The sequence below is a fragment of the Mycobacterium sp. NGS35 genome (assembly GCF_059812855.1).
Genome location: NZ_JCALDL010000001.1, coordinates 169,345 through 186,496, shown reverse-complemented (window position 1 = coordinate 186,496; position 17,152 = coordinate 169,345). Strand labels below are relative to the sequence as shown.

Below are 17,152 nucleotides of genomic sequence, written 5' to 3'. Positions count from 1 at the left end.
GTTCCGGTGTCGCAGACCGAGATTCGATCACTTGTTCGAATTCTGCTGAATAGTGGGCGACATCCACAACCAACTGCGATTCTTAGGTTAGGAGGCGAAATGCCTTACGAGCAAAGCGATTTCCCGCGTCACATCCGGCTGGCCGACCGCGGATTGAGCGCGGCAGGCAGCGCGCCGCAAACCCACTCCGACGACGAGGCACCCACCGCCCAGCGAGCTAACTTGGCTTTGGTGCCGGACTTTTTCGGTCTGCCACCGGACGCCCCGGACGACCAATGGCAGGAGCGGGCGCTGTGCGCCCAAACCGACCCGGAGGCGTTCTTCCCCGAGAAGGGCGGCTCCACCCGAGAGGCCAAGCGCATCTGCATGGGCTGCGAGGTTCGCGGCGAGTGCCTCGAATACGCACTAGCCCATGACGAGCGCTTCGGCATCTGGGGCGGTCTGTCCGAGCGGGAGCGCCGCCGCCTCAAGCGCGGCATCATCTAGCCCGCTACCGGCTCGGGCACCCAAGCGCTCAGTCGTCGTCGATCGTCGGGTCGATGACGGAGGGTTCGACACCCAGATACGTCGCGACCTGAGCCACCAGCAACTCATGCAACAAGTCCGCAAGTTCGTCGCTGTCTTTGGCGCGCCGCTCGATCGGCTTGCGAAACAAGACGATGCGTGCGCGCGTCGAATTGCCCCGAACGTCCACGCCGGCAGGGATCAATCGGGCCAGGGCGATCGGCCCGTCGGCCACCACCTCCGGCGGCCACTGCACACTGTCCGGATCCTTGGGGGAGATGCGCGGTATCTCGTCGACCGCGACGTCGAGCCCGGACACCCGGTCGCGCCACCGCTGCTCGATCGGCTCATAGGCCTCGAGCACCGCCATGTCGAATCGCTCGGCGCGGCTGCGCCATCCGGGCACCGTCGGCGGCAACAACGGACCTCTCATCTCCCGTCGCCGGGAACGGCGTCTACCGGCCACGCGGGCGATCGTAACGGTTGGGGATCTTCGCTTCGGACCGTGCGCGTGTCCGGCGGCGGCCGACGATCCCGCACGATAGCCTTCCCGACGTGAACGTTCCCCGTCGCTGCTGCCGGCCCGGGTGTCCTCAATATGCGGTCGCGACGCTGACGTTTGTCTACTCGGATTCCACGGCGGTCGTCGGTCCGCTGGCCACTGCGCCGGAACCGCATTCGTGGGACCTGTGTGTCGGACACGCCAGCCGCATCACCGCCCCGCGCGGTTGGGAGTTGGTTCGCCACGCCGGGCCGCTGCCCACTAGTCCCGACGAAGACGACTTGGTCGCGCTCGCCGACGCGGTCCGGGAGAACCGTGACGGCGGCCGGGGCAACTTCGTGATGGGAAGCCGGGGCAGTGCAGCGCTCGACGATTCGCCCGCCGGCGGCCGATACCAGCAGATCGATCCGGTCAACGGCGCGCCCGTCGGCACCCACGGCGCCGTGCTGGCCCCGCCACCTTCTCCGTCGTCCAAGGCCGGCAGACGCCGCGGCCACCTCAGGGTGTTGCCGGACCCGCAGTGAGTTGAACCTGAGGCCGGGGGCAAACAGTTAGGCTGGCGCCAACAGTAGCGTTCTCGACCAGGAGTCAACCTTCGTCATGTCCCGGCCCGCTGCGATGGTTCACAGCGTGATCAAGGCCTACGACGTTCGTGGGCTGGTCGGCGATGAGATCGACGAGCCGTTCGTCGCTGAAGTCGGCGCCGCGTTCGCGCGGTTGCTGCGCGACGAAGGTGCGCGGCAGGTAGTGCTCGGTTACGACATGAGGTCGAGTTCACCGGCGCTTGCCGCGGCATTCGCCGACGGTGTGACCGGCCAAGGCCTCGACGTGGTCCGCATCGGTCTGGCGTCCACCGACCAGCTGTACTTCGCGTCCGGCATGCTCGACTGCCCCGGCGCGATGTTCACCGCCAGCCACAACCCCGCCGCCTACAACGGCATCAAGCTCTGCCGGGCCGGCGCAAAACCGGTGGGCCGCGACACCGGGCTCGCCACGATCAGCGAGCAGGTGATCGCTGGCGTGCCCGATTACGACGGGCCGGCCGGCAAGGTCACCGACCGCGACGTGCTCGCCGACTACGGCGAGTTCCTGCGGTCATTGGTCGACCTCAGCGGAGGGCGGCCACTGCGGGTGGCGGTCGACGCGGGTAACGGGATGGCCGGCCACACCACACCCGCGGTGCTCGGCCCGATCACCTCGATCACCGTCGACCCCTTGTATTTCGAACTCGACGGCACGTTCCCCAACCACGAGGCCAATCCGCTGGACCCGGCCAACCTGGTCGACTTGCAAGAGCACGTCCGGGCGACCGGTGCCGACATCGGGCTGGCCTTCGACGGGGATGCCGACCGCTGCTTCGTGGTCGACGAACGGGGCGAGCCGGTGTCGCCGTCGGCTGTCACCGCGCTGGTAGCGGCTCGCGAACTCGACCGGGAGATCGGTGCCACCGTGATCCACAACCTGATCACGTCGCGTGCCGTGCCGGAGCTGGTGACCGAGCGGGGAGGCACGCCGGTGAGATCGCGCGTCGGGCACTCCTACATCAAGGCGCTCATGGCCGAGACAGGCGCGATTTTCGGTGGCGAGCATTCTGCGCACTACTACTTCCGCGACTTCTGGGGCGCCGACTCCGGCATGCTGGCCGCGCTGCACGTGCTCGCGGCACTCGGGGAGCACGATCGGCCGCTGTCCGATCTGATGGCCGACTATCAGCGCTACGAGCAGTCCGGCGAGATCAACTTCACGGTCGCCGACGCCCAAGACTGCATCGACGCCGTGCTGAAGTCGTTCGGCACACAGATCGTCTCGATCGATCACTTGGATGGCGTGACCGTCGACTTGGGTGAGGGCACCTGGTTCAACGTTCGGATGTCCAACACCGAGCCGTTGCTGCGGTTGAACGTCGAAGCGCGGACCACAGAGGCAGTGGATGCCGTGGTCGACCAAGTCGCGGCCGGAATCCGTTCTGCGTCAAAGGTTTCCTCATGAACGCCACCGGGTCGGTGATCGACCTCGACGACGTCGACGGGCTTGTCGCCGCCGATACCGAAGGCCTGCTGCGGGCGGCGTCTACGGCCGGGGCACATGTGCGCGCGACGGGTGCCGCGGTCGACGAGGGGGCGCTGGAGTCGCTCGTCGGTCCGCAACCGCGCACGGTGATCTGGGTGGCCGGTCGTGGCACCGCCGGCACTGCCGGTCGCATGGTGTCCGCGCTCGTCGGCCAGTCTGCCGGAGCGCCGATCATGGTGGCCGCCGGCGCGCCGCCGTGGATCGGCCCGCTCGACGTGGTCGTGGTGGCCGGCGACGATCCTGGCGACCCTGCGTTGGTGGCCGCTGCGTCGATGGGAGTGCGGCGCGGCGCGCGGGTGCTGGTGGTCGCGCCGTTCGAAGGCCCGCTGCGAGACGCCGCTGCCGGACGGGCCGCGGTGCTCGAGCCGCGGCTGCCGCTCAACGACGCGTTCGGGCTGACCCGATACTTTGCCGCCGGCTTGGCCGCCGTGTCGGCGGTCGACCCTGCAGTACAGGCCGACATCGCCGGGCTGGCCGACGACGTCGACGCTGAAGTGCTGCGCAGCAGTGCCGGCCGGGAAGTGTTCACCAACCCGGCCAAGGCCCTGGCGGATCGTATGGTGTCGCGCCGCGTGGTGCTGGCCGCCGACTCCGCCGCCGCCTTGGCCTTGGCGCACCACGGCAGCGCGGTGCTGCTGCGAATTTCGGGCACTGTGGCCGCCGCAGCCGGACTCGGTGACGTGGTGGTGGCACTGCGGTCGGGTTTCCAACGGGGACACGTGGATTCGGTGGACGCGATCTTCCACGACGAAGAGATCGACGGTCCGCTGCCGGAGCGCCTGCGGGTTCTCGCGTTGACGCTCACCGATGAACGCGCCGTCGTGGCGGCGCGCACGGCAGGGCTCGACGACGTCGACCTGGTGGGTGCCGCAGACGTGACGGATCCCGCCGCGGCGGGGATCGGCACCGCCGACGCGCAATTGGCGGTGCTGGCGGTGCGGCTGGAAATGGCTGCGGTGTATCTGCGATTGATTCGGGGTTAGCGACGTGCATCTGTTACGCGGCGCGGTGCGCACCTACGCGTGGGGATCCCGCACGGCGATCGCCGAATTCACCGGAAGACCCACCCCCACAAGACATCCCGAGGCGGAGCTCTGGTTCGGTGCGCACCCCGGCGATCCGGCGTGGCTGCAGACCGACGCCGGAGATCGGTCCCTGCTCGAGACCCTTGCGGCCGATCCTGAAGGCCAGCTCGGCGTATCGGTGGTCGAGCGATTCGGCGAACGCCTGCCCTTCCTGGTGAAGGTGCTGGCCGCTGACGAGCCGTTGTCATTGCAGGCGCACCCGAGCGCGCGGCAGGCCGCCGAGGGATTCGAGCGCGAGGAGCGGCTCGGTATCCCGGTGACCTCGCCGACGCGCAACTACCGTGACCGCAGCCACAAACCCGAGCTGGTGATCGCAGTGGAACCGTTCGAGGCGCTGGCGGGGTTTCGCGACGTAGCGCACACCGTCGAGCTGATGAAGGCGCTGGAGGTACCGCACCTCGATCCGTTCATTGCGCTGCTCAACGGCCAGCCCGACGCCGACGGGCTGCGGGCACTGTTCACCACCTGGATCACCGCGCCGCAACCGGACCTCGACGTCTTGGTGCCGGCAGTGCTCGACGGTGCTATCGACTACATCCGTTCAGGCGCAAAGCAATTCGCCGACGAGGCGAAAACGGTGCTAGAGCTCGGCGAGCGCTATCCCGGTGACGCCGGCGTGCTAGCGGCGCTGCTGCTGAACCGGATGCACCTCGAGCCTGGGGAGGCTCTCTTCCTGCCGGCCGGCAACCTGCACACCTATCTGCGCGGCGTGGCGCTGGAAGTGATGGCCAATTCAGACAACGTGCTGCGCGGCGGATTGACCCCCAAGCACGTCGACGTCCCGGAGCTGCTGCGGATCCTCGACTTCCATCCCGTCGCCGCAGAATCGATGCGTCCCGAAATACGATGGGAGGGGCCAGAGCTCGTATACCTGGCCCCGGCCGACGAATTCGCGGTGTCGTGTTTGCGCATCGACGGCGAGAACCTGGGGCACGAGATCGACGCCGCCGTTCGACATGACGGACCTCAGGTTCTGTTGTGTACCGGAGGCGCGGTGCAACTGCACGCGAAGTCGTCGTCGATGACCTTGCAGCGGGGGCAGGCGGCCTGGGTGCCCGCCGACGATGGCCCCATTCGCTTGGTCGCCGAGCGGCCGGCGGAGTTGTTCCGGGTTACCCCAGGCGTATAAGGAGAATCGCGGCGTGTCGAGCGAGGGCAGTACGAAAGCGATCTTGGCGGCGTTGGCGGCCAACGCCGGCATCGCGGTGGCGAAGTTCGTCGGCTATCTCATCACCGGCAGCTCGTCGATGCTGGCCGAGGCGGTGCATTCGGTGGCCGACACCTCAAACCAGGCGCTGCTTCTGCTGGGCCAGCGCCGGGCCCGCAAGGAAGCCGACCGCTTGCACCCGTTCGGGTACGGCCGCAGCCGCTACTTCTACTCGTTCGTCGTGGCGCTCGTATTGTTCAGTCTCGGTTCGCTGTTCGCGCTCTACGAGGGCTACCACAAGATCAGCCATCCCGAGCGGTTGACGTCACCGGTCGTGGCGATCGTGATCCTCGCGGTGGCAATTGCCTTGGAGTCGTTCAGTTTACGAACCGCGGTGGTCGAGTCGCGGCCGCTGAAGGGCTCCGGCAGCTGGTGGCGGTTCATCCGCACGTCGCGCAATCCCGAACTGCCGGTCGTGCTGCTCGAGGATCTCGGCGCGCTGACCGGACTGCTGTTCGCATTCATAGGCGTGGGGCTGACGGTCCTCACCGGCGACGCCGTCTGGGACGGCGTCGGCACCATAGCCATCGGTGTGCTGCTCGGTGTGATCGCGATGATCCTGATCGTCGAGATGCACAGCCTGCTGATCGGCGAGGGCGCCACCGGCGAGCAGGAACGCGCGATCCGCGGGGCGCTCGAGGCCACCCCGAACGTCGACCGGGTGATCCACCTGCGCACACAGTATCTCGGGCCCGAGGAGATGTTGGTCGCCGCCAAGATCGCGTTGTCCCCGGGCAGCGACATGGTGACGGTGGCCCGGGCGATCGACGACGCGGAGGCACGGGTGCGCGAGGCGGTACCGGCCGCACGGGTGATCTATCTCGAGCCAGACCTCGACCGAGCGCTGGCCAGGTAGTCGCCGGACGCGGACGGCGACATCGGCGGTTGCAAGTCAACGAAGCCGTTGCGGGCCGGCGCATCCCGCTGATTGTGATCGGGATGCTACTTGGCTTTGTCGGACTCGGCGTTGCCCAACAGCTTTCGACTCTCGAGTCCGCCGGGCAGGTCACCACCCAGGGGTCGAGGGCTCGAAGTATCTGGTCGAGGAATGCGGCTTGCGGCCGGACGCCTCGATCACAGTCGAGCCGACGGCGTGGACGCAGGGTGATCGGCGCGGGATCGCGCTGGCCGTCGCCCAGACCGGCCACGCGCTGCTCGACATCACTGCGCGAGGACGGTCGAGCCACATCTGGCGACCTGACACCGGCGCGAACCCGGCGCGGTACCTGACCGAGGCATTGGCAGACCTGCACGCCAATCCCGTGCGGGGATGGCCGATCTCGGTCGTGGGCTTGCATGCCGGGGAAGCCGGCATGGCCCAGTTCACACCGCTGGTCGCGACAGCACGAGTCGCGGCGGTCAACGTCGGGCCCGACGTGGTCGCGGGCCAGCTGTTAGCGGAATTCCACCGGCGCCTTTCGCTCTCCCGACCCGACGGCATCGACGTCAGCGTGGATTTTGTCGACGGACCCACATTCGTCGCCGGAACCGAACGGCTCGACGACGACGACCCATTGGTGGCAGCGGTCAGCGACGCTTATCGCGAGGTCACCGGTGAGGCCGTCCGCACGTACACCAAGCCGGCGTTCAACGACACGATCCGCTTCCGCCACGCCGGAATTCCTGCCGTCACCTTTGGGCCGGGCGACGACGGATGGGCGGTGTACGACGAGAGTATTTCGCTGGACGCAACGGCGACGGCAGTGCAGGTGCTCGAACGGGCCGTGCGGAATTTTCTAGACGGGGACTGACGCCACGCGGCGGCCCGGCGCGCGGCGGTTACGGTTGCGCTCGGCCAGCCAGGCCCGCATGTTGTGGCGCATCGCCCGACCGATGATCCGCCCGTTCGGAACCATGTACAGGCTGTCGAGCAAAGAGAACCGGCGCAAAAACCATTCGGCCAGAACAGGTTCCGTCTCGGCGGCGCTGAGAAACTGTTCGAACAGGCTGCCGACCGGCCGATACCATCGCGGTACCGCGCCGCTGGCGTTGTGGAACATGACGTCGCCGATCGCGTTCATCGTCCACACCGGATAGGTGGTCTTGGCGGTCGCGCGGTTCAGCGCCGGGGCGATGTCGTCGTCGCCGGATGCCAGCACCCGCTGCAGATGCCCCGCCTGAAGCGACGTCATCGTCATGCCCTGGCCATAGGTCGGGTTGAAGCTCACCACGGCGTCGCCGAACGGGACGATGCCGGCGGGGAAGCGGGTGAGCTTGTCGTAACGGCGCCAGCGACTGGTCGGATACTGGTGGAACGCGATGTCGCCGATCGGTGTGCCCTGCCGGATCGCCGCGGCATGGTCGGGCAGCACGACGTCGGCGACGTCGCACATCTGCGAAAAGGTCTGCGGGGGCCGGACTTTCCCGACGCCGAACGTGGTCATGCCCCATGTGCCGTCCTCGTAGTAGAGCATCCCGATGCCCACCGGCTGCGCCCGCGACGCCCCGGCCACCACCACCTTCTCCTCGATCAGGCCATCGGGGATACGCAACTGCTGCGTCGCATATCCGATTCCGACGTCGACCGTGTCCTCCACAGGGCGCTCAAAACCCCACTCCTGCAACCACACCGGCAGCCGGGTGCCGCGACCCGTCGCGTCGACGACAAGGTCGGCGTCCACGATCTGCCCGTCGTCCAGCACCACCCCGGTCACCCGCTGTGCGGCCGCGTCGAACTGCGGCCTGCTCACCGACCGCTGCTGGATCGTGACGTTCGGCAGCCAGGCGGTGCGGCGGCGGATCTGCCATTCCAGGTGCGGCCGGCTCGGCACGTAGGTGGTGAACGTGTCCTCGAGTTCGGTGGGGATGCCCAGCAGATGCCCGGCCGCACCGAAGTGAATGGACCCTGGCTGATCCTCGAGGATGGGCACGCCCGCGGCCACCATGTCGTCGAGCAGTCCGGGAAACAGCGCGCCGAATTCCTGCGCACCGCGCGACATCAGGATGTGCACGTGCCGGCCCTGCGGCACGGCCGCCCGGTTCGCGGGACGCTCGGGCAGGTCGTCGCGGTCGAACAGGGTCACGCGGTCGTAGAAATCGGACAGCACGCGCCCGGCGCACAGCCCTGCGATGCTGGCTCCGATCACCACTGCGTGTTTTCGTTTCGATGCTATGAGGGCACAGTAGAGCAACACTCGGGAGGAAGACGAGAACATGGACCTGCGCACCAAATCCGTCGAGCAGTCGATCGAAGACACCGACGAAGAAGGCACCCGGCTCCGCAAAGATCTGAGCTGGTGGGACCTGACCGTCTTCGGGGTTTCAGTGGTGGTCGGGGCCGGCATCTTCACCATCACCGCGTCGACGGCCGGTAACCTCACCGGCCCGGCGATCTCGGTGTCGTTTTTGATCGCCGCGGTCGCGTGCGGGCTGGCCGCGCTCTGCTACGCGGAATTCGCGTCGACGGTGCCGGTTGCGGGCAGTGCCTACACGTTCTCGTATGCGACGTTCGGCGAGTTCGTCGCCTGGGTAATCGGCTGGGACCTGATCCTCGAGTTCGCCGTGGGTGCCGCGGTGGTGGCCAAGAGCTGGTCGACGTACCTCGGCACAGTATTCGGATTCCGCGGCGGCACAACGGATCTCGGCCCGGTCACGCTGGACTGGGGCGCCCTGCTGATCATCGCGGTGCTGACCACGCTGCTGGCCTTGGGCACCAAGCTGTCGGCGAACGTCAGCGCCGTGATCACCGCGATCAAGGTCTCGGTGGTGCTGTTGGTGGTGGTCGTCGGCGCCTTCTACGTCAAAGCGTCCAACTTCTCGCCGTTCGTGCCGGCCCCGCACCCCAGCCCGTCACAGGCCGACCAGTCGGTGTTCTCGCTGCTGACCGGAGCAGGTGGTAGCACCTATGGGTGGTACGGGGTGCTCGCGGGGGCTTCGATCGTGTTCTTCGCGTTCATCGGCTTCGACGTCGTCGCCACCACCGCCGAGGAAACCAAGAAGCCTCAGCGCGACGTGCCCCGCGGCATCCTGGCCACGCTCGCGATCGTCACCGTGCTCTACGTCGCCGTGTCGATTGTGCTGTCCGGGATGGTGCGGTACACGCAGCTCAAAGACACCGCCGACGGTGGCCACGCCAACCTCGCGACCGCGTTCAAGCAACACGGCGTGACGTGGGCAGCCGAGGTGATCTCCATCGGCGCGCTGGCCGGGCTGACGACGGTGGTGATGGTGCTGATCCTCGGGCAGACCCGCGTGCTCTTCGCGATGTCGCGTGACGGTCTGCTGCCGCGGCAGCTGGCCAAGACCGGCTCGCGTGGCACGCCGGTGCGCATCACCGTGCTGGTCGGAGTGCTGATCGCGCTGGCGGCATCGGTGTTTCCGATCGGCAAGCTCGAGGAGATGGTGAACGTCGGCACGCTGTTCGCATTCGTGCTGGTGTCAGCGGGCGTGATGATTCTGCGCCGCACGCGGCCGGACCTGCATCGCGACTTCCGGACGCCGTGGGTGCCGTGGCTGCCCATCGCGGCGATCGCCGCCTGCCTGTGGCTGATGCTGAACCTGACGCTGCTGACCTGGATTCGGTTCGCGATCTGGATGCTGGCCGGGATCGTCGTCTACTTCGCGTACGGCCGCCGGCACTCGGTGCAAGGTCGCCGCGCAGTGCAAGCAGCGGTCTGACCCGGTCATTGGTGGTTTACAAAAACGTCGTCTGTGTCTAGACAGAGGACAAATCAGGCATTACCGTAAACGCATGGACACACAGCAATGGCACGACACCAAGCGGTACCTGTGGCTGACGGGCCTGGTGGCGCCCACGGCATTGTTCGCCATGCTTCCGTTGGTCTGGGCGATGAACCAGGCCGGTTGGCACACCGCCGCTGCGCTGCCGCTGTGGATCGGCCCGCTGCTGCTGTTCGTGGTTCTGCCGCTGCTCGACCTGAAGTTCGGCGCCGACGGCCAGAATCCGCCGGACGAGGTGATGGAGCGACTCGAGAACGACAAGTACTACCGGTACTGCACGTATGCGTTCATTCCGCTTCAGTACGCCAGTGTGGTGCTGGGCGCGTACCTCTTCACGGCCCATGACGTGTCCTGGTTGGGCTTCGACGGACCGCTGTGCTGGCTCGGCAAGATCGGCGTGGCCCTATCGGTCGGGGTGCTCGGCGGCGTCGGAATCAACACCGCGCACGAGCTCGGACACAAGAAGGACGCGCTGGAGCGCTGGCTGTCCAAGATCACGCTGGCGCAGAGCTGCTACGGGCATTTCTTCGTCGAGCACAACCGCGGCCACCACGTGCGCGTCGCCACCCCAGAAGACCCGGCCAGCGCGCGGATGGGTGAGACGCTGTGGATGTTTCTGCCGCGCAGCATCTTTGGCGGCCTGCGCTCATCATGGGAGTTGGAGGCCCAGCGGATGCGGCGAATGGGCAAGAGCCCGTTCAGTATTCGCAACGAGGTGCTCAACGCGTGGCTGATGTCGGTGGTGTTGTGGGGTGCGCTGCTGGCGGTGTTCGGCTGGGGCCTGATCCCGTTCATCGTGATCCAGGCGGTCTTGGGCGTGGGTCTGCTGGAAGCCGTGAACTATCTGGAGCACTACGGGCTGCTGCGGCAGAAGACGGCCAACGGTCGCTACGAGCGGTGCACGCCGCAGCACAGCTGGAACTCTGATCACATCGTCACCAACATCTTCCTGTACCACCTGCAGCGACACAGTGACCATCACGCCAACCCGACGCGGCGCTATCAGACGCTGCGCAGTTTCGACGAAGCGCCGAACCTGCCGAGCGGATACGCCAGCATGATCATGCTGACGCTGGTCCCGCCGCTGTGGCGCAAGGTGATGGACCCGCGGGTGCTGGCGCACTACGACGGCGACATCACCCGGGCGCACGTGCACCCACGATCGCGATTTCGGTGCGCGAACATGCGCTGAGCGCCCGAAATCGCCCGAAATCGCAACCTGAAAGAGGGGAAGAATGGACTACAAGCTCTACCGCTGCATCCAGTGCGGCTTCGAGTACGACGAGGCGGTGGGCTGGCCTGAGGACGGTATAGCCGCCGGCACCCGCTGGGACGATATCCCCGACGACTGGAGCTGCCCGGACTGCGGGGCCGCCAAGGCAGACTTCGAGATGGTCGAGATCGCCCGCGCGTGACGGTTACTCTCGCGCGTGTGAAGCAGCGGGTTCCGTATCCGGAGGCGTCGCGCGCGCTGCTGCGCGACTCGATCCTCGACGGCATGCGGGATCTGCTGCTCAGCCGTGACTGGTCGGCGATCACGCTGGCCGACGTCGCGCGCGCCGCGGGGATCAGCCGACAGACCATCTACAACGAATTCGGATCGCGCCAAGGCTTGGCGCAGGGCTATGCGCTGCGGCTGGCCGACCGCCTCGTCGACGTCATCGACGAGCAGATCCAGCAGAACCAAGGCGACATCTATGCCGCCTTCCGGCAAGGGTTCGGATCGTTTTTCGCCGAGTCGGCCGCCGACCCGCTGGTGATCTCGTTGCTCGATGGGGAAGCCAAACCCGACCTGCTTCAGCTCATCACGACGCACAGCGCGCCTATCATCAACCATTGCTCGCAGCGGCTGACTTCGTCGTTCATGGACAGCTGGGTTAAGGCGTCCGAAGAAGACGCCGGGGTTTTGGCGCGCGCGATCGTGCGGCTGGCCATGAGTTACGTGTCGATGCCTCCCGAGGCAGATCACGACGTCGCCGACGACCTAGCCAGGCTCATGACGCCGTTCGCCGAGCGATACGGTGTCATCGACACAGATTGAGCTTGAGAAGGACGAGATGACGACTCTAGAGAACAGCCTGATGGCCGATGTCCGCAACGGCATCGAATACAAGGTGGCCGACCTGTCGCTAGCCGACTTCGGGCGCAAGGAAATCCGTCTGGCCGAGCACGAGATGCCGGGCCTGATGGCGCTGCGCCGCGAGTATGCGGAGGTGCAGCCGCTCAAGGGTGCGCGTATCTCCGGCTCGTTGCACATGACAGTGCAGACCGCGGTGCTCATCGAGACGCTGGTGGAGCTGGGCGCCGAAGTGCGCTGGGCGAGCTGCAACATCTTCTCCACCCAGGACCACGCCGCCGCGGCCGTCGTCGTCGGCCCGCACGGGACAGCCGAAGAGCCGCAAGGGGTTCCGGTGTTCGCGTGGAAGGGCGAAACGCTCGAGGAGTACTGGTGGGCCACCGAGCAGATGCTCACGTGGCCGGGAGAACCGGTGAACATGATCCTCGACGACGGTGGCGACGCCACCATGATGGTGCTGCGCGGCGCAGAGTTCGAGAAGCAAGGCGTGGTGCCGCCGGCCGAAGAGGACGACCCCACCGAGTGGAAGGTCTTCCTCGCACGGCTGCGGGAGCGCTTCGAATCCGACAAGACGAAGTGGACGAAGATCGCCGAGTCGGTCAAGGGCGTCACCGAGGAGACGACGACGGGTGTGCTGCGGCTCTACCAGTACGCGGCCGCCGGTGAGCTGACGTTCCCGGCGATCAACGTCAACGACTCCGTCACCAAATCCAAGTTCGACAACAAGTACGGCACCCGGCACTCGTTGATCGACGGCATCAACCGCGGCACCGACGTGCTGATCGGCGGTAAGAACGTGCTGATCTGCGGCTACGGCGACGTCGGCAAGGGCTGTGCGGAGTCGCTGAAGGGCCAGGGCGCGCGCGTCACGGTCACCGAGATCGACCCGATCAACGCGTTGCAGGCGTTGATGGAAGGCTTCGACGTCAAGACGGTCGAGGATGCGATCGCCGACGCCGACATCGTGATCACCGCCACCGGCAACAAGGACATCATCACGCTCGATCACATGCGGGCGATGAAGGACAAGGCGATCCTGGGCAACATCGGCCACTTCGACAACGAGATCGACATGGCCGCGCTGGAGCGCTCGGGCGCCAAGCGGATCAACATCAAGCCGCAGGTCGACGAGTGGGTGTTCGACAGCGGCAAGTCGATCATCGTGCTGAGTGAGGGCCGGCTGCTGAACCTGGGCAATGCGACCGGGCACCCGTCGTTCGTGATGAGCAACAGCTTCTCCAATCAGGTGATCGCTCAGATCGAGCTGTGGACCAAGAACGACGAGTACGACAACGAGGTGTACCGGCTGCCCAAGAAGCTGGACGAGAAGGTGGCCCGCATCCACGTCGAAGCACTGGGCGGGCATCTGACCAAGCTCACCAAGGAGCAGGCTGAGTACATCGGCGTCGACGTCGAGGGCCCGTACAAGGCGGAGCACTACCGCTACTGATTTTCGGCGGCGTCGAGCCTGCGTCCAGATCGCGAAAACGTCGGGAATTGCGATCTGAGCGCAGTCTCGGGCCCGGTGAGAGACGCCAAAATCGGTGCGAATTCGCGCGTGCCACTCCGCGTTCGATCCCGAAAACACCAAAGTCACGGTTGGCCGGTGCGAGTTCGCGCTCCAGAAGGCAGCGTGACGCAAACCAACGAGGGGGCAGTTCGCACCACATACGTCCACCGCTTTCGGACCGGTCACTAGCCCGCCGTCGGTGCCTACGCTACCGACCGGCGGCGCAGTTCCGGCCTGATCCATCGAATTGAGTTAGGTAGCGATGCTGACGCTGTCCCGGCTGCGTGACCTGGACGCCGGCGCCTGGCGCCTGGCGACGTGGTCGGCGCCGTTCATGGTGCAACTCGTCTCAGCCGTGCTGTTCATCCTCATGTGGGTGTTGGGCAAATGGCCCTTCGCGACGCATGATGCGTACGCAGGGGAACGCGCCTGGCTGTTGACAGCGACGGCGATTACCACCCTGGCATCGCTGGCGACGAGTGCTGCTCTATTCGCGTCGCAATCGCCGCGGCGGCGCGCGCTGTCTCTGAGCATTGCAGCCTCGTCGGTGGTGGTTTTTATCGGCGGGGTTTTCTTTGCCTTCTGGATGTTTCGTTGAGAACGGCCGGCCGGGATGTGAATCCATCGATGAACAAGTCTTCAACAAACCGTTATGGTCCAGCCAGCTTCATCGCCGCGATCGCGAATATCGCGGTATTGGAGGTTGTCACGTGGGTATTTCTCTCCTGGTGGATAATCCTATCGTTGATTATCGCACCGATATTGCTCGTTGAGCTAGCCATTTCCTGGGGGCTGACAAGAGCCGACGGCAAGATTGGTCAAGTTGGACGAGGAATCCTCATCGGCTCCCTGTCGGCTCCGCTCACTGCGGTAATCTTCATTGTCGCCTTCATCATCGCTCAAGCGATTGGGCCGATTTGATATCAAACGATACGGGGCGGTCTGACCGTCTATTATCCGAGCCCATAGCTTGGTCCTGGGCCACTTGGACCGCGCCATTCCTAACTCAACTTGTGGTCGGCGCAACCCTCATCTGTATGTGGTTGTTGGGAAAGACCGAATATTTCAAACACTCCCATGAACGAGGCTGGTTGCTGTCCTCGGCGGGAATTTCGACGTTGGCGGGTCTGCTGATCGCAGGGTTATTTGCCTTCTCCCGTTCGCCGCGCGCGCGGGGCCTCGCCGTCAGTATGGCCGGCTGCTCACTTGCCGTCCTTCTCGGTGCGTCGATTTTTGCGTTTTGGATGTTTCGGTGGTGAGCGAGCACAGCGCGCATTGCGCGGTGATCCAGGACCGCTATGGTCCCGTCGGTTTTCTGTCGACACTCATCACGATCTTCCTTCTGAATTCTTACCTCTGGTTCTTGGGTCCGTACGCCATCATCGGTTTTCCGATATTTCTACCGCCGATATTGATCGTTCTGGTAGTTGCGATCTTCCTTGCCAGAAGCACTGGCAGAGTAAGCCAGGCTGGCCGAGGGATATTGATCGGTCTCCTCTCGGTGCCGGCCGCGATAGCGATTTTCGTCACCGGCTTCATCGTGGCGAACGCCATCGGGCCGATTTGAGCCGGCCGTCGCGACTAACGCACTGTCACATCGAGCGCAAATCGTCCGGCGACGTGCGGTGGATAGGCGTTGTCCTGCTGAACCAGCGTGACGTGGACGGTTCCCGCGCGTGCCGCCCGATACCTACTCGTAAAGGTGCCACCGTTTTTGTCAGCAGGGCCAGGATCGTATTTTCCCCCGAGATGCTCGAGGATCGTGATGTCGTACTTTTCCTCATCGTGCCATTGACATTTGGATTTCTCATAGTCGTCCGGCAATATGATGTCGAGCACCTGACCGCTGTTCAGCTCGATATGCCGTCCATTGAGAGATTCATTTACCGTCACGTCCGCCATGCCGAAGAACTCATAGCGCAGGCTCGACTGACACCCGGCCACCAGCAGCACGCACGCCAAAGCCATCGGCAATCTCGAGTACACGTCCACCCTCCGGCTGAGTTTGCCTCAGCACCACACCATTTCACACGTCGCCAGTGGACTCGCCGAGCTCCGTAGGTACGTGCAGTACCGAACTCGCGTACGTTGTCCGGTGTGGCGGGGGTCCTCATTGCGATCGAAGGTGTCGACGGCGCCGGCAAGCGCACCCTGTGCGACGGCCTGCGGGCGCAGTATGAGCGGAACCACAGATCGGTCGCGATGCTGTCGTTCCCGCGCTACGGGCATTCGGTGAGCGCCGACATCGCCGCCGAGGCGCTTCACGGCGACCATGGCGATCTCGCGTCGTCGGTGTATGCGATGGCGGTGTTGTTCGCACTGGACCGCGCCGCCGCGCGCGACGAGATCCACCACCTCAAGGCCGCGAACGACGTCGTCATCCTCGACCGCTACGTCGCCTCCAACGCCGCCTACAGCGCCGCGCGGCTGCGCCAGGACGCCGACGGCGAGGTGGTCGAATGGGTGAAGAGGCTCGAATACGAGCGGCTTCACATGCCGGCCCCGGATTGGCAGGTGCTTTTGGATGTGCCCGCCGAGCTGGCGAAGGCCCGCGCGCAACATCGCGAGGCCACCGAGGACAGCCGTGCCCGCGACTCCTATGAACGTGACGACGAGCTGCAGCGCCGCACCGGTGAGGTCTACCGGGGGCTCGCCGAGAACGACTTCGGCGGGCCTTGGAAGATCGCGCGCGCCGACGTCAACACCGCCGTGCTGGCAAGCTTCCTGTTTCCGTGAGTCAAGCGACGCGTTGCGCCTTATTCCAGGACATGCGCGTGTGGTAGCCGGGTTTTATCCCGATCTGGTGACACCATGGACACCATGAGGCAAAGGATTCTTGTGGTCGACGACGATCCATCGCTCGCCGAGATGCTCACCATCGTGCTGCGCGGCGAAGGTTTCGACACGGCGGTGATCGGCGACGGCTCCCAAGCACTCACCGCGGTACGCGAACTTCGCCCCGATCTGGTGTTGCTTGACCTGATGCTGCCGGGGATGAACGGCATCGACGTGTGTCGGGTGCTGCGGGCGGACTCCGGCGTGCCGATCGTGATGCTGACCGCCAAGACCGACACCGTGGACGTCGTCCTCGGTCTGGAGTCCGGCGCCGACGACTACGTGATGAAGCCGTTCAAGCCAAAGGAGCTGGTGGCACGGGTGCGCGCGCGGCTGCGGCGCAACGATGACGAGCCCGCCGAGATCCTGTCGATCGCCGACGTCGACATCGACGTGCCCGCCCACAAGGTGACCCGTCAAGGCGAGCAGATCTCGCTGACCCCGCTGGAGTTCGACCTGCTGGTGGCGTTGGCGCGTAAACCGCGGCAGGTGTTTACTCGTGATGTGCTGCTCGAACAGGTGTGGGGATACCGGCATCCCGCCGACACCCGTTTGGTCAACGTGCACGTTCAGCGGCTGCGGGCCAAGGTCGAGAAGGATCCCGAGAACCCGCAAGTGGTGCTGACTGTTCGAGGAGTGGGATACAAGGCCGGCCCTCCGTGATCGGTGGCCGCTCGGCGGT

The 17,152-nt window shown here is 65.6% G+C and carries 20 protein-coding genes; 17 read left to right on the top strand and 3 right to left on the bottom strand.

Annotated elements, in window-relative coordinates; all coding sequences use genetic code 11:
- Window positions 1–222 precede the first annotated feature (222 nt).
- Window positions 223–486, top strand: a complete 264-nt coding sequence (locus tag AC5Y4C_RS00955) for a WhiB family transcriptional regulator (protein ID WP_499908060.1) — start codon at window positions 223–225, stop codon at window positions 484–486.
- Between the two features lie 28 nt (window positions 487–514).
- Here AC5Y4C_RS00955 and AC5Y4C_RS00950 read toward each other — a convergent pair whose 3' ends face one another.
- Window positions 515–937, bottom strand: a complete 423-nt coding sequence (locus AC5Y4C_RS00950; RefSeq protein WP_499908061.1) for a metallopeptidase family protein — start codon at window positions 935–937, stop codon at window positions 515–517.
- Window positions 938–1,059: 122 nt separating this feature from the next.
- On the opposite strand from AC5Y4C_RS00950, the gene AC5Y4C_RS00945 reads away from it, so the two are divergent.
- The 6 genes from AC5Y4C_RS00945 to AC5Y4C_RS00920 all read left to right on the top strand — a co-directional run bounded on the left by AC5Y4C_RS00945 (window position 1,060) and on the right by AC5Y4C_RS00920 (window position 7,119).
- A complete protein-coding gene (locus AC5Y4C_RS00945; protein ID WP_499907700.1) occupies window positions 1,060–1,530 on the top strand; it encodes a DUF3499 domain-containing protein in 471 nt (156 codons plus the stop codon).
- A gap of 76 nt (window positions 1,531–1,606) precedes the next feature.
- On the top strand, window positions 1,607–2,995 hold the full coding sequence (locus AC5Y4C_RS00940; protein ID WP_499907702.1) for a phosphomannomutase/phosphoglucomutase: 1,389 nt from the start codon (window positions 1,607–1,609) through the stop codon (window positions 2,993–2,995).
- Window positions 2,992–4,059, top strand: a complete 1,068-nt coding sequence (locus tag AC5Y4C_RS00935) for a TobH protein (protein WP_499951534.1) — start codon at window positions 2,992–2,994, stop codon at window positions 4,057–4,059. Before AC5Y4C_RS00940 ends, AC5Y4C_RS00935 begins: the two co-directional genes overlap by 4 nt.
- Window positions 4,060–4,063: 4 nt before the next feature.
- The gene (manA, locus tag AC5Y4C_RS00930) at window positions 4,064–5,290 is read left to right on the top strand and encodes a mannose-6-phosphate isomerase, class I (protein WP_499907706.1); all 1,227 of its coding nucleotides are present in this window, start codon (window positions 4,064–4,066) and stop codon (window positions 5,288–5,290) included.
- Between the two features lie 13 nt (window positions 5,291–5,303).
- Entirely contained in the window at window positions 5,304–6,224 is a 921-nt protein-coding gene (locus tag AC5Y4C_RS00925; RefSeq protein WP_499907708.1) for a cation diffusion facilitator family transporter, read from the top strand.
- Window positions 6,187–7,119: a M20/M25/M40 family metallo-hydrolase gene (locus AC5Y4C_RS00920; protein ID WP_499962371.1), complete on the top strand. Its 933-nt coding sequence runs from the start codon at window positions 6,187–6,189 to the stop codon at window positions 7,117–7,119. Before AC5Y4C_RS00925 ends, AC5Y4C_RS00920 begins: the two co-directional genes overlap by 38 nt.
- Here the strand turns inward: AC5Y4C_RS00920 and AC5Y4C_RS00915 are convergent.
- The gene (locus tag AC5Y4C_RS00915) at window positions 7,105–8,523 is read right to left on the bottom strand and encodes an FAD-dependent oxidoreductase (RefSeq protein ID WP_499962174.1); all 1,419 of its coding nucleotides are present in this window, start codon (window positions 8,521–8,523) and stop codon (window positions 7,105–7,107) included. The genes AC5Y4C_RS00920 and AC5Y4C_RS00915 overlap by 15 nt on opposite strands.
- On the opposite strand from AC5Y4C_RS00915, the gene AC5Y4C_RS00910 reads away from it, so the two are divergent.
- From AC5Y4C_RS00910 to AC5Y4C_RS00875, 8 genes are all read left to right on the top strand, one after another.
- On the top strand, window positions 8,522–9,985 hold the full coding sequence (locus AC5Y4C_RS00910; RefSeq protein ID WP_499962176.1) for an APC family permease: 1,464 nt from the start codon (window positions 8,522–8,524) through the stop codon (window positions 9,983–9,985). The two genes, AC5Y4C_RS00915 and AC5Y4C_RS00910, sit on opposite strands and share 2 nt — an antisense overlap.
- A gap of 73 nt (window positions 9,986–10,058) precedes the next feature.
- A complete protein-coding gene (locus AC5Y4C_RS00905; RefSeq protein ID WP_499962177.1) occupies window positions 10,059–11,240 on the top strand; it encodes an alkane 1-monooxygenase in 1,182 nt (393 codons plus the stop codon).
- Between the two features lie 43 nt (window positions 11,241–11,283).
- Window positions 11,284–11,463 carry a rubredoxin gene (locus AC5Y4C_RS00900; RefSeq protein ID WP_499907729.1) on the top strand — a complete coding sequence of 60 codons (180 nt, stop codon included), beginning with the start codon at window positions 11,284–11,286 and terminating at the stop codon, window positions 11,461–11,463.
- On the top strand, window positions 11,460–12,089 hold the full coding sequence (gene alkX / locus AC5Y4C_RS00895) for a TetR family transcriptional regulator AlkX (protein ID WP_499962179.1): 630 nt from the start codon (window positions 11,460–11,462) through the stop codon (window positions 12,087–12,089). The genes AC5Y4C_RS00900 and alkX overlap by 4 nt, the downstream gene beginning before the upstream one ends.
- 16 nt (window positions 12,090–12,105) lie before the next feature.
- On the top strand, window positions 12,106–13,575 hold the full coding sequence (gene ahcY, locus AC5Y4C_RS00890) for an adenosylhomocysteinase (RefSeq protein WP_499962180.1): 1,470 nt from the start codon (window positions 12,106–12,108) through the stop codon (window positions 13,573–13,575).
- Window positions 13,576–13,897: 322 nt separating this feature from the next.
- Window positions 13,898–14,233 (top strand): hypothetical protein, encoded by a 336-nt coding sequence (locus AC5Y4C_RS00885; RefSeq protein ID WP_499907732.1) that lies wholly within the window; start codon window positions 13,898–13,900, stop codon window positions 14,231–14,233.
- Window positions 14,234–14,262: 29 nt separating this feature from the next.
- Complete coding sequence (locus AC5Y4C_RS00880; RefSeq protein ID WP_499962182.1) at window positions 14,263–14,556, top strand: hypothetical protein; 294 nt, start codon at window positions 14,263–14,265, stop codon at window positions 14,554–14,556.
- A 334-nt stretch (window positions 14,557–14,890) separates the two neighbouring features.
- The gene (locus tag AC5Y4C_RS00875) at window positions 14,891–15,202 is read left to right on the top strand and encodes a hypothetical protein (protein ID WP_499962183.1); all 312 of its coding nucleotides are present in this window, start codon (window positions 14,891–14,893) and stop codon (window positions 15,200–15,202) included.
- Between the two features lie 14 nt (window positions 15,203–15,216).
- On the opposite strand, the gene AC5Y4C_RS00870 is transcribed toward AC5Y4C_RS00875, so the two are convergent.
- Complete coding sequence (locus AC5Y4C_RS00870) at window positions 15,217–15,627, bottom strand: hypothetical protein (protein WP_499962185.1); 411 nt, start codon at window positions 15,625–15,627, stop codon at window positions 15,217–15,219.
- A gap of 105 nt (window positions 15,628–15,732) precedes the next feature.
- On the opposite strand from AC5Y4C_RS00870, the gene AC5Y4C_RS00865 reads away from it, so the two are divergent.
- Both AC5Y4C_RS00865 and mtrA read left to right on the top strand, forming a co-directional pair.
- Entirely contained in the window at window positions 15,733–16,371 is a 639-nt protein-coding gene (locus AC5Y4C_RS00865; RefSeq protein WP_499962187.1) for a dTMP kinase, read from the top strand.
- 75 nt (window positions 16,372–16,446) lie between these two features.
- A complete protein-coding gene (mtrA, locus tag AC5Y4C_RS00860) occupies window positions 16,447–17,133 on the top strand; it encodes a two-component system response regulator MtrA (RefSeq protein WP_499907737.1) in 687 nt (228 codons plus the stop codon).
- The last annotated feature ends 19 nt before the right edge of the window (window positions 17,134–17,152 follow it).

What these genes read in the sequence shown, in the direction of transcription:
- AC5Y4C_RS00950 (WP_499908061.1), bottom strand. Translation starts at nt 937, where the DNA reads ATGAGAGGTCCGTTGTTGCCGCCGACGGTGCCCGGATGGCGCAGCCGC.
- AC5Y4C_RS00940 (WP_499907702.1), top strand. Translation starts at nt 1,607, where the DNA reads ATGTCCCGGCCCGCTGCGATGGTTCACAGCGTGATCAAGGCCTACGAC.
- AC5Y4C_RS00935 (WP_499951534.1), top strand. Translation starts at nt 2,992, where the DNA reads ATGAACGCCACCGGGTCGGTGATCGACCTCGACGACGTCGACGGGCTT.
- AC5Y4C_RS00910 (WP_499962176.1), top strand. Translation starts at nt 8,522, where the DNA reads ATGGACCTGCGCACCAAATCCGTCGAGCAGTCGATCGAAGACACCGAC.
- AC5Y4C_RS00915 (WP_499962174.1), bottom strand. Translation starts at nt 8,523, where the DNA reads ATGTTCTCGTCTTCCTCCCGAGTGTTGCTCTACTGTGCCCTCATAGCA.
- AC5Y4C_RS00905 (WP_499962177.1), top strand. Translation starts at nt 10,059, where the DNA reads ATGGACACACAGCAATGGCACGACACCAAGCGGTACCTGTGGCTGACG.
- AC5Y4C_RS00900 (WP_499907729.1), top strand. Translation starts at nt 11,284, where the DNA reads ATGGACTACAAGCTCTACCGCTGCATCCAGTGCGGCTTCGAGTACGAC.
- ahcY (WP_499962180.1), top strand. Translation starts at nt 12,106, where the DNA reads ATGACGACTCTAGAGAACAGCCTGATGGCCGATGTCCGCAACGGCATC.
- AC5Y4C_RS00885 (WP_499907732.1), top strand. Translation starts at nt 13,898, where the DNA reads ATGCTGACGCTGTCCCGGCTGCGTGACCTGGACGCCGGCGCCTGGCGC.
- AC5Y4C_RS00880 (WP_499962182.1), top strand. Translation starts at nt 14,263, where the DNA reads ATGAACAAGTCTTCAACAAACCGTTATGGTCCAGCCAGCTTCATCGCC.
- mtrA (WP_499907737.1), top strand. Translation starts at nt 16,447, where the DNA reads ATGGACACCATGAGGCAAAGGATTCTTGTGGTCGACGACGATCCATCG.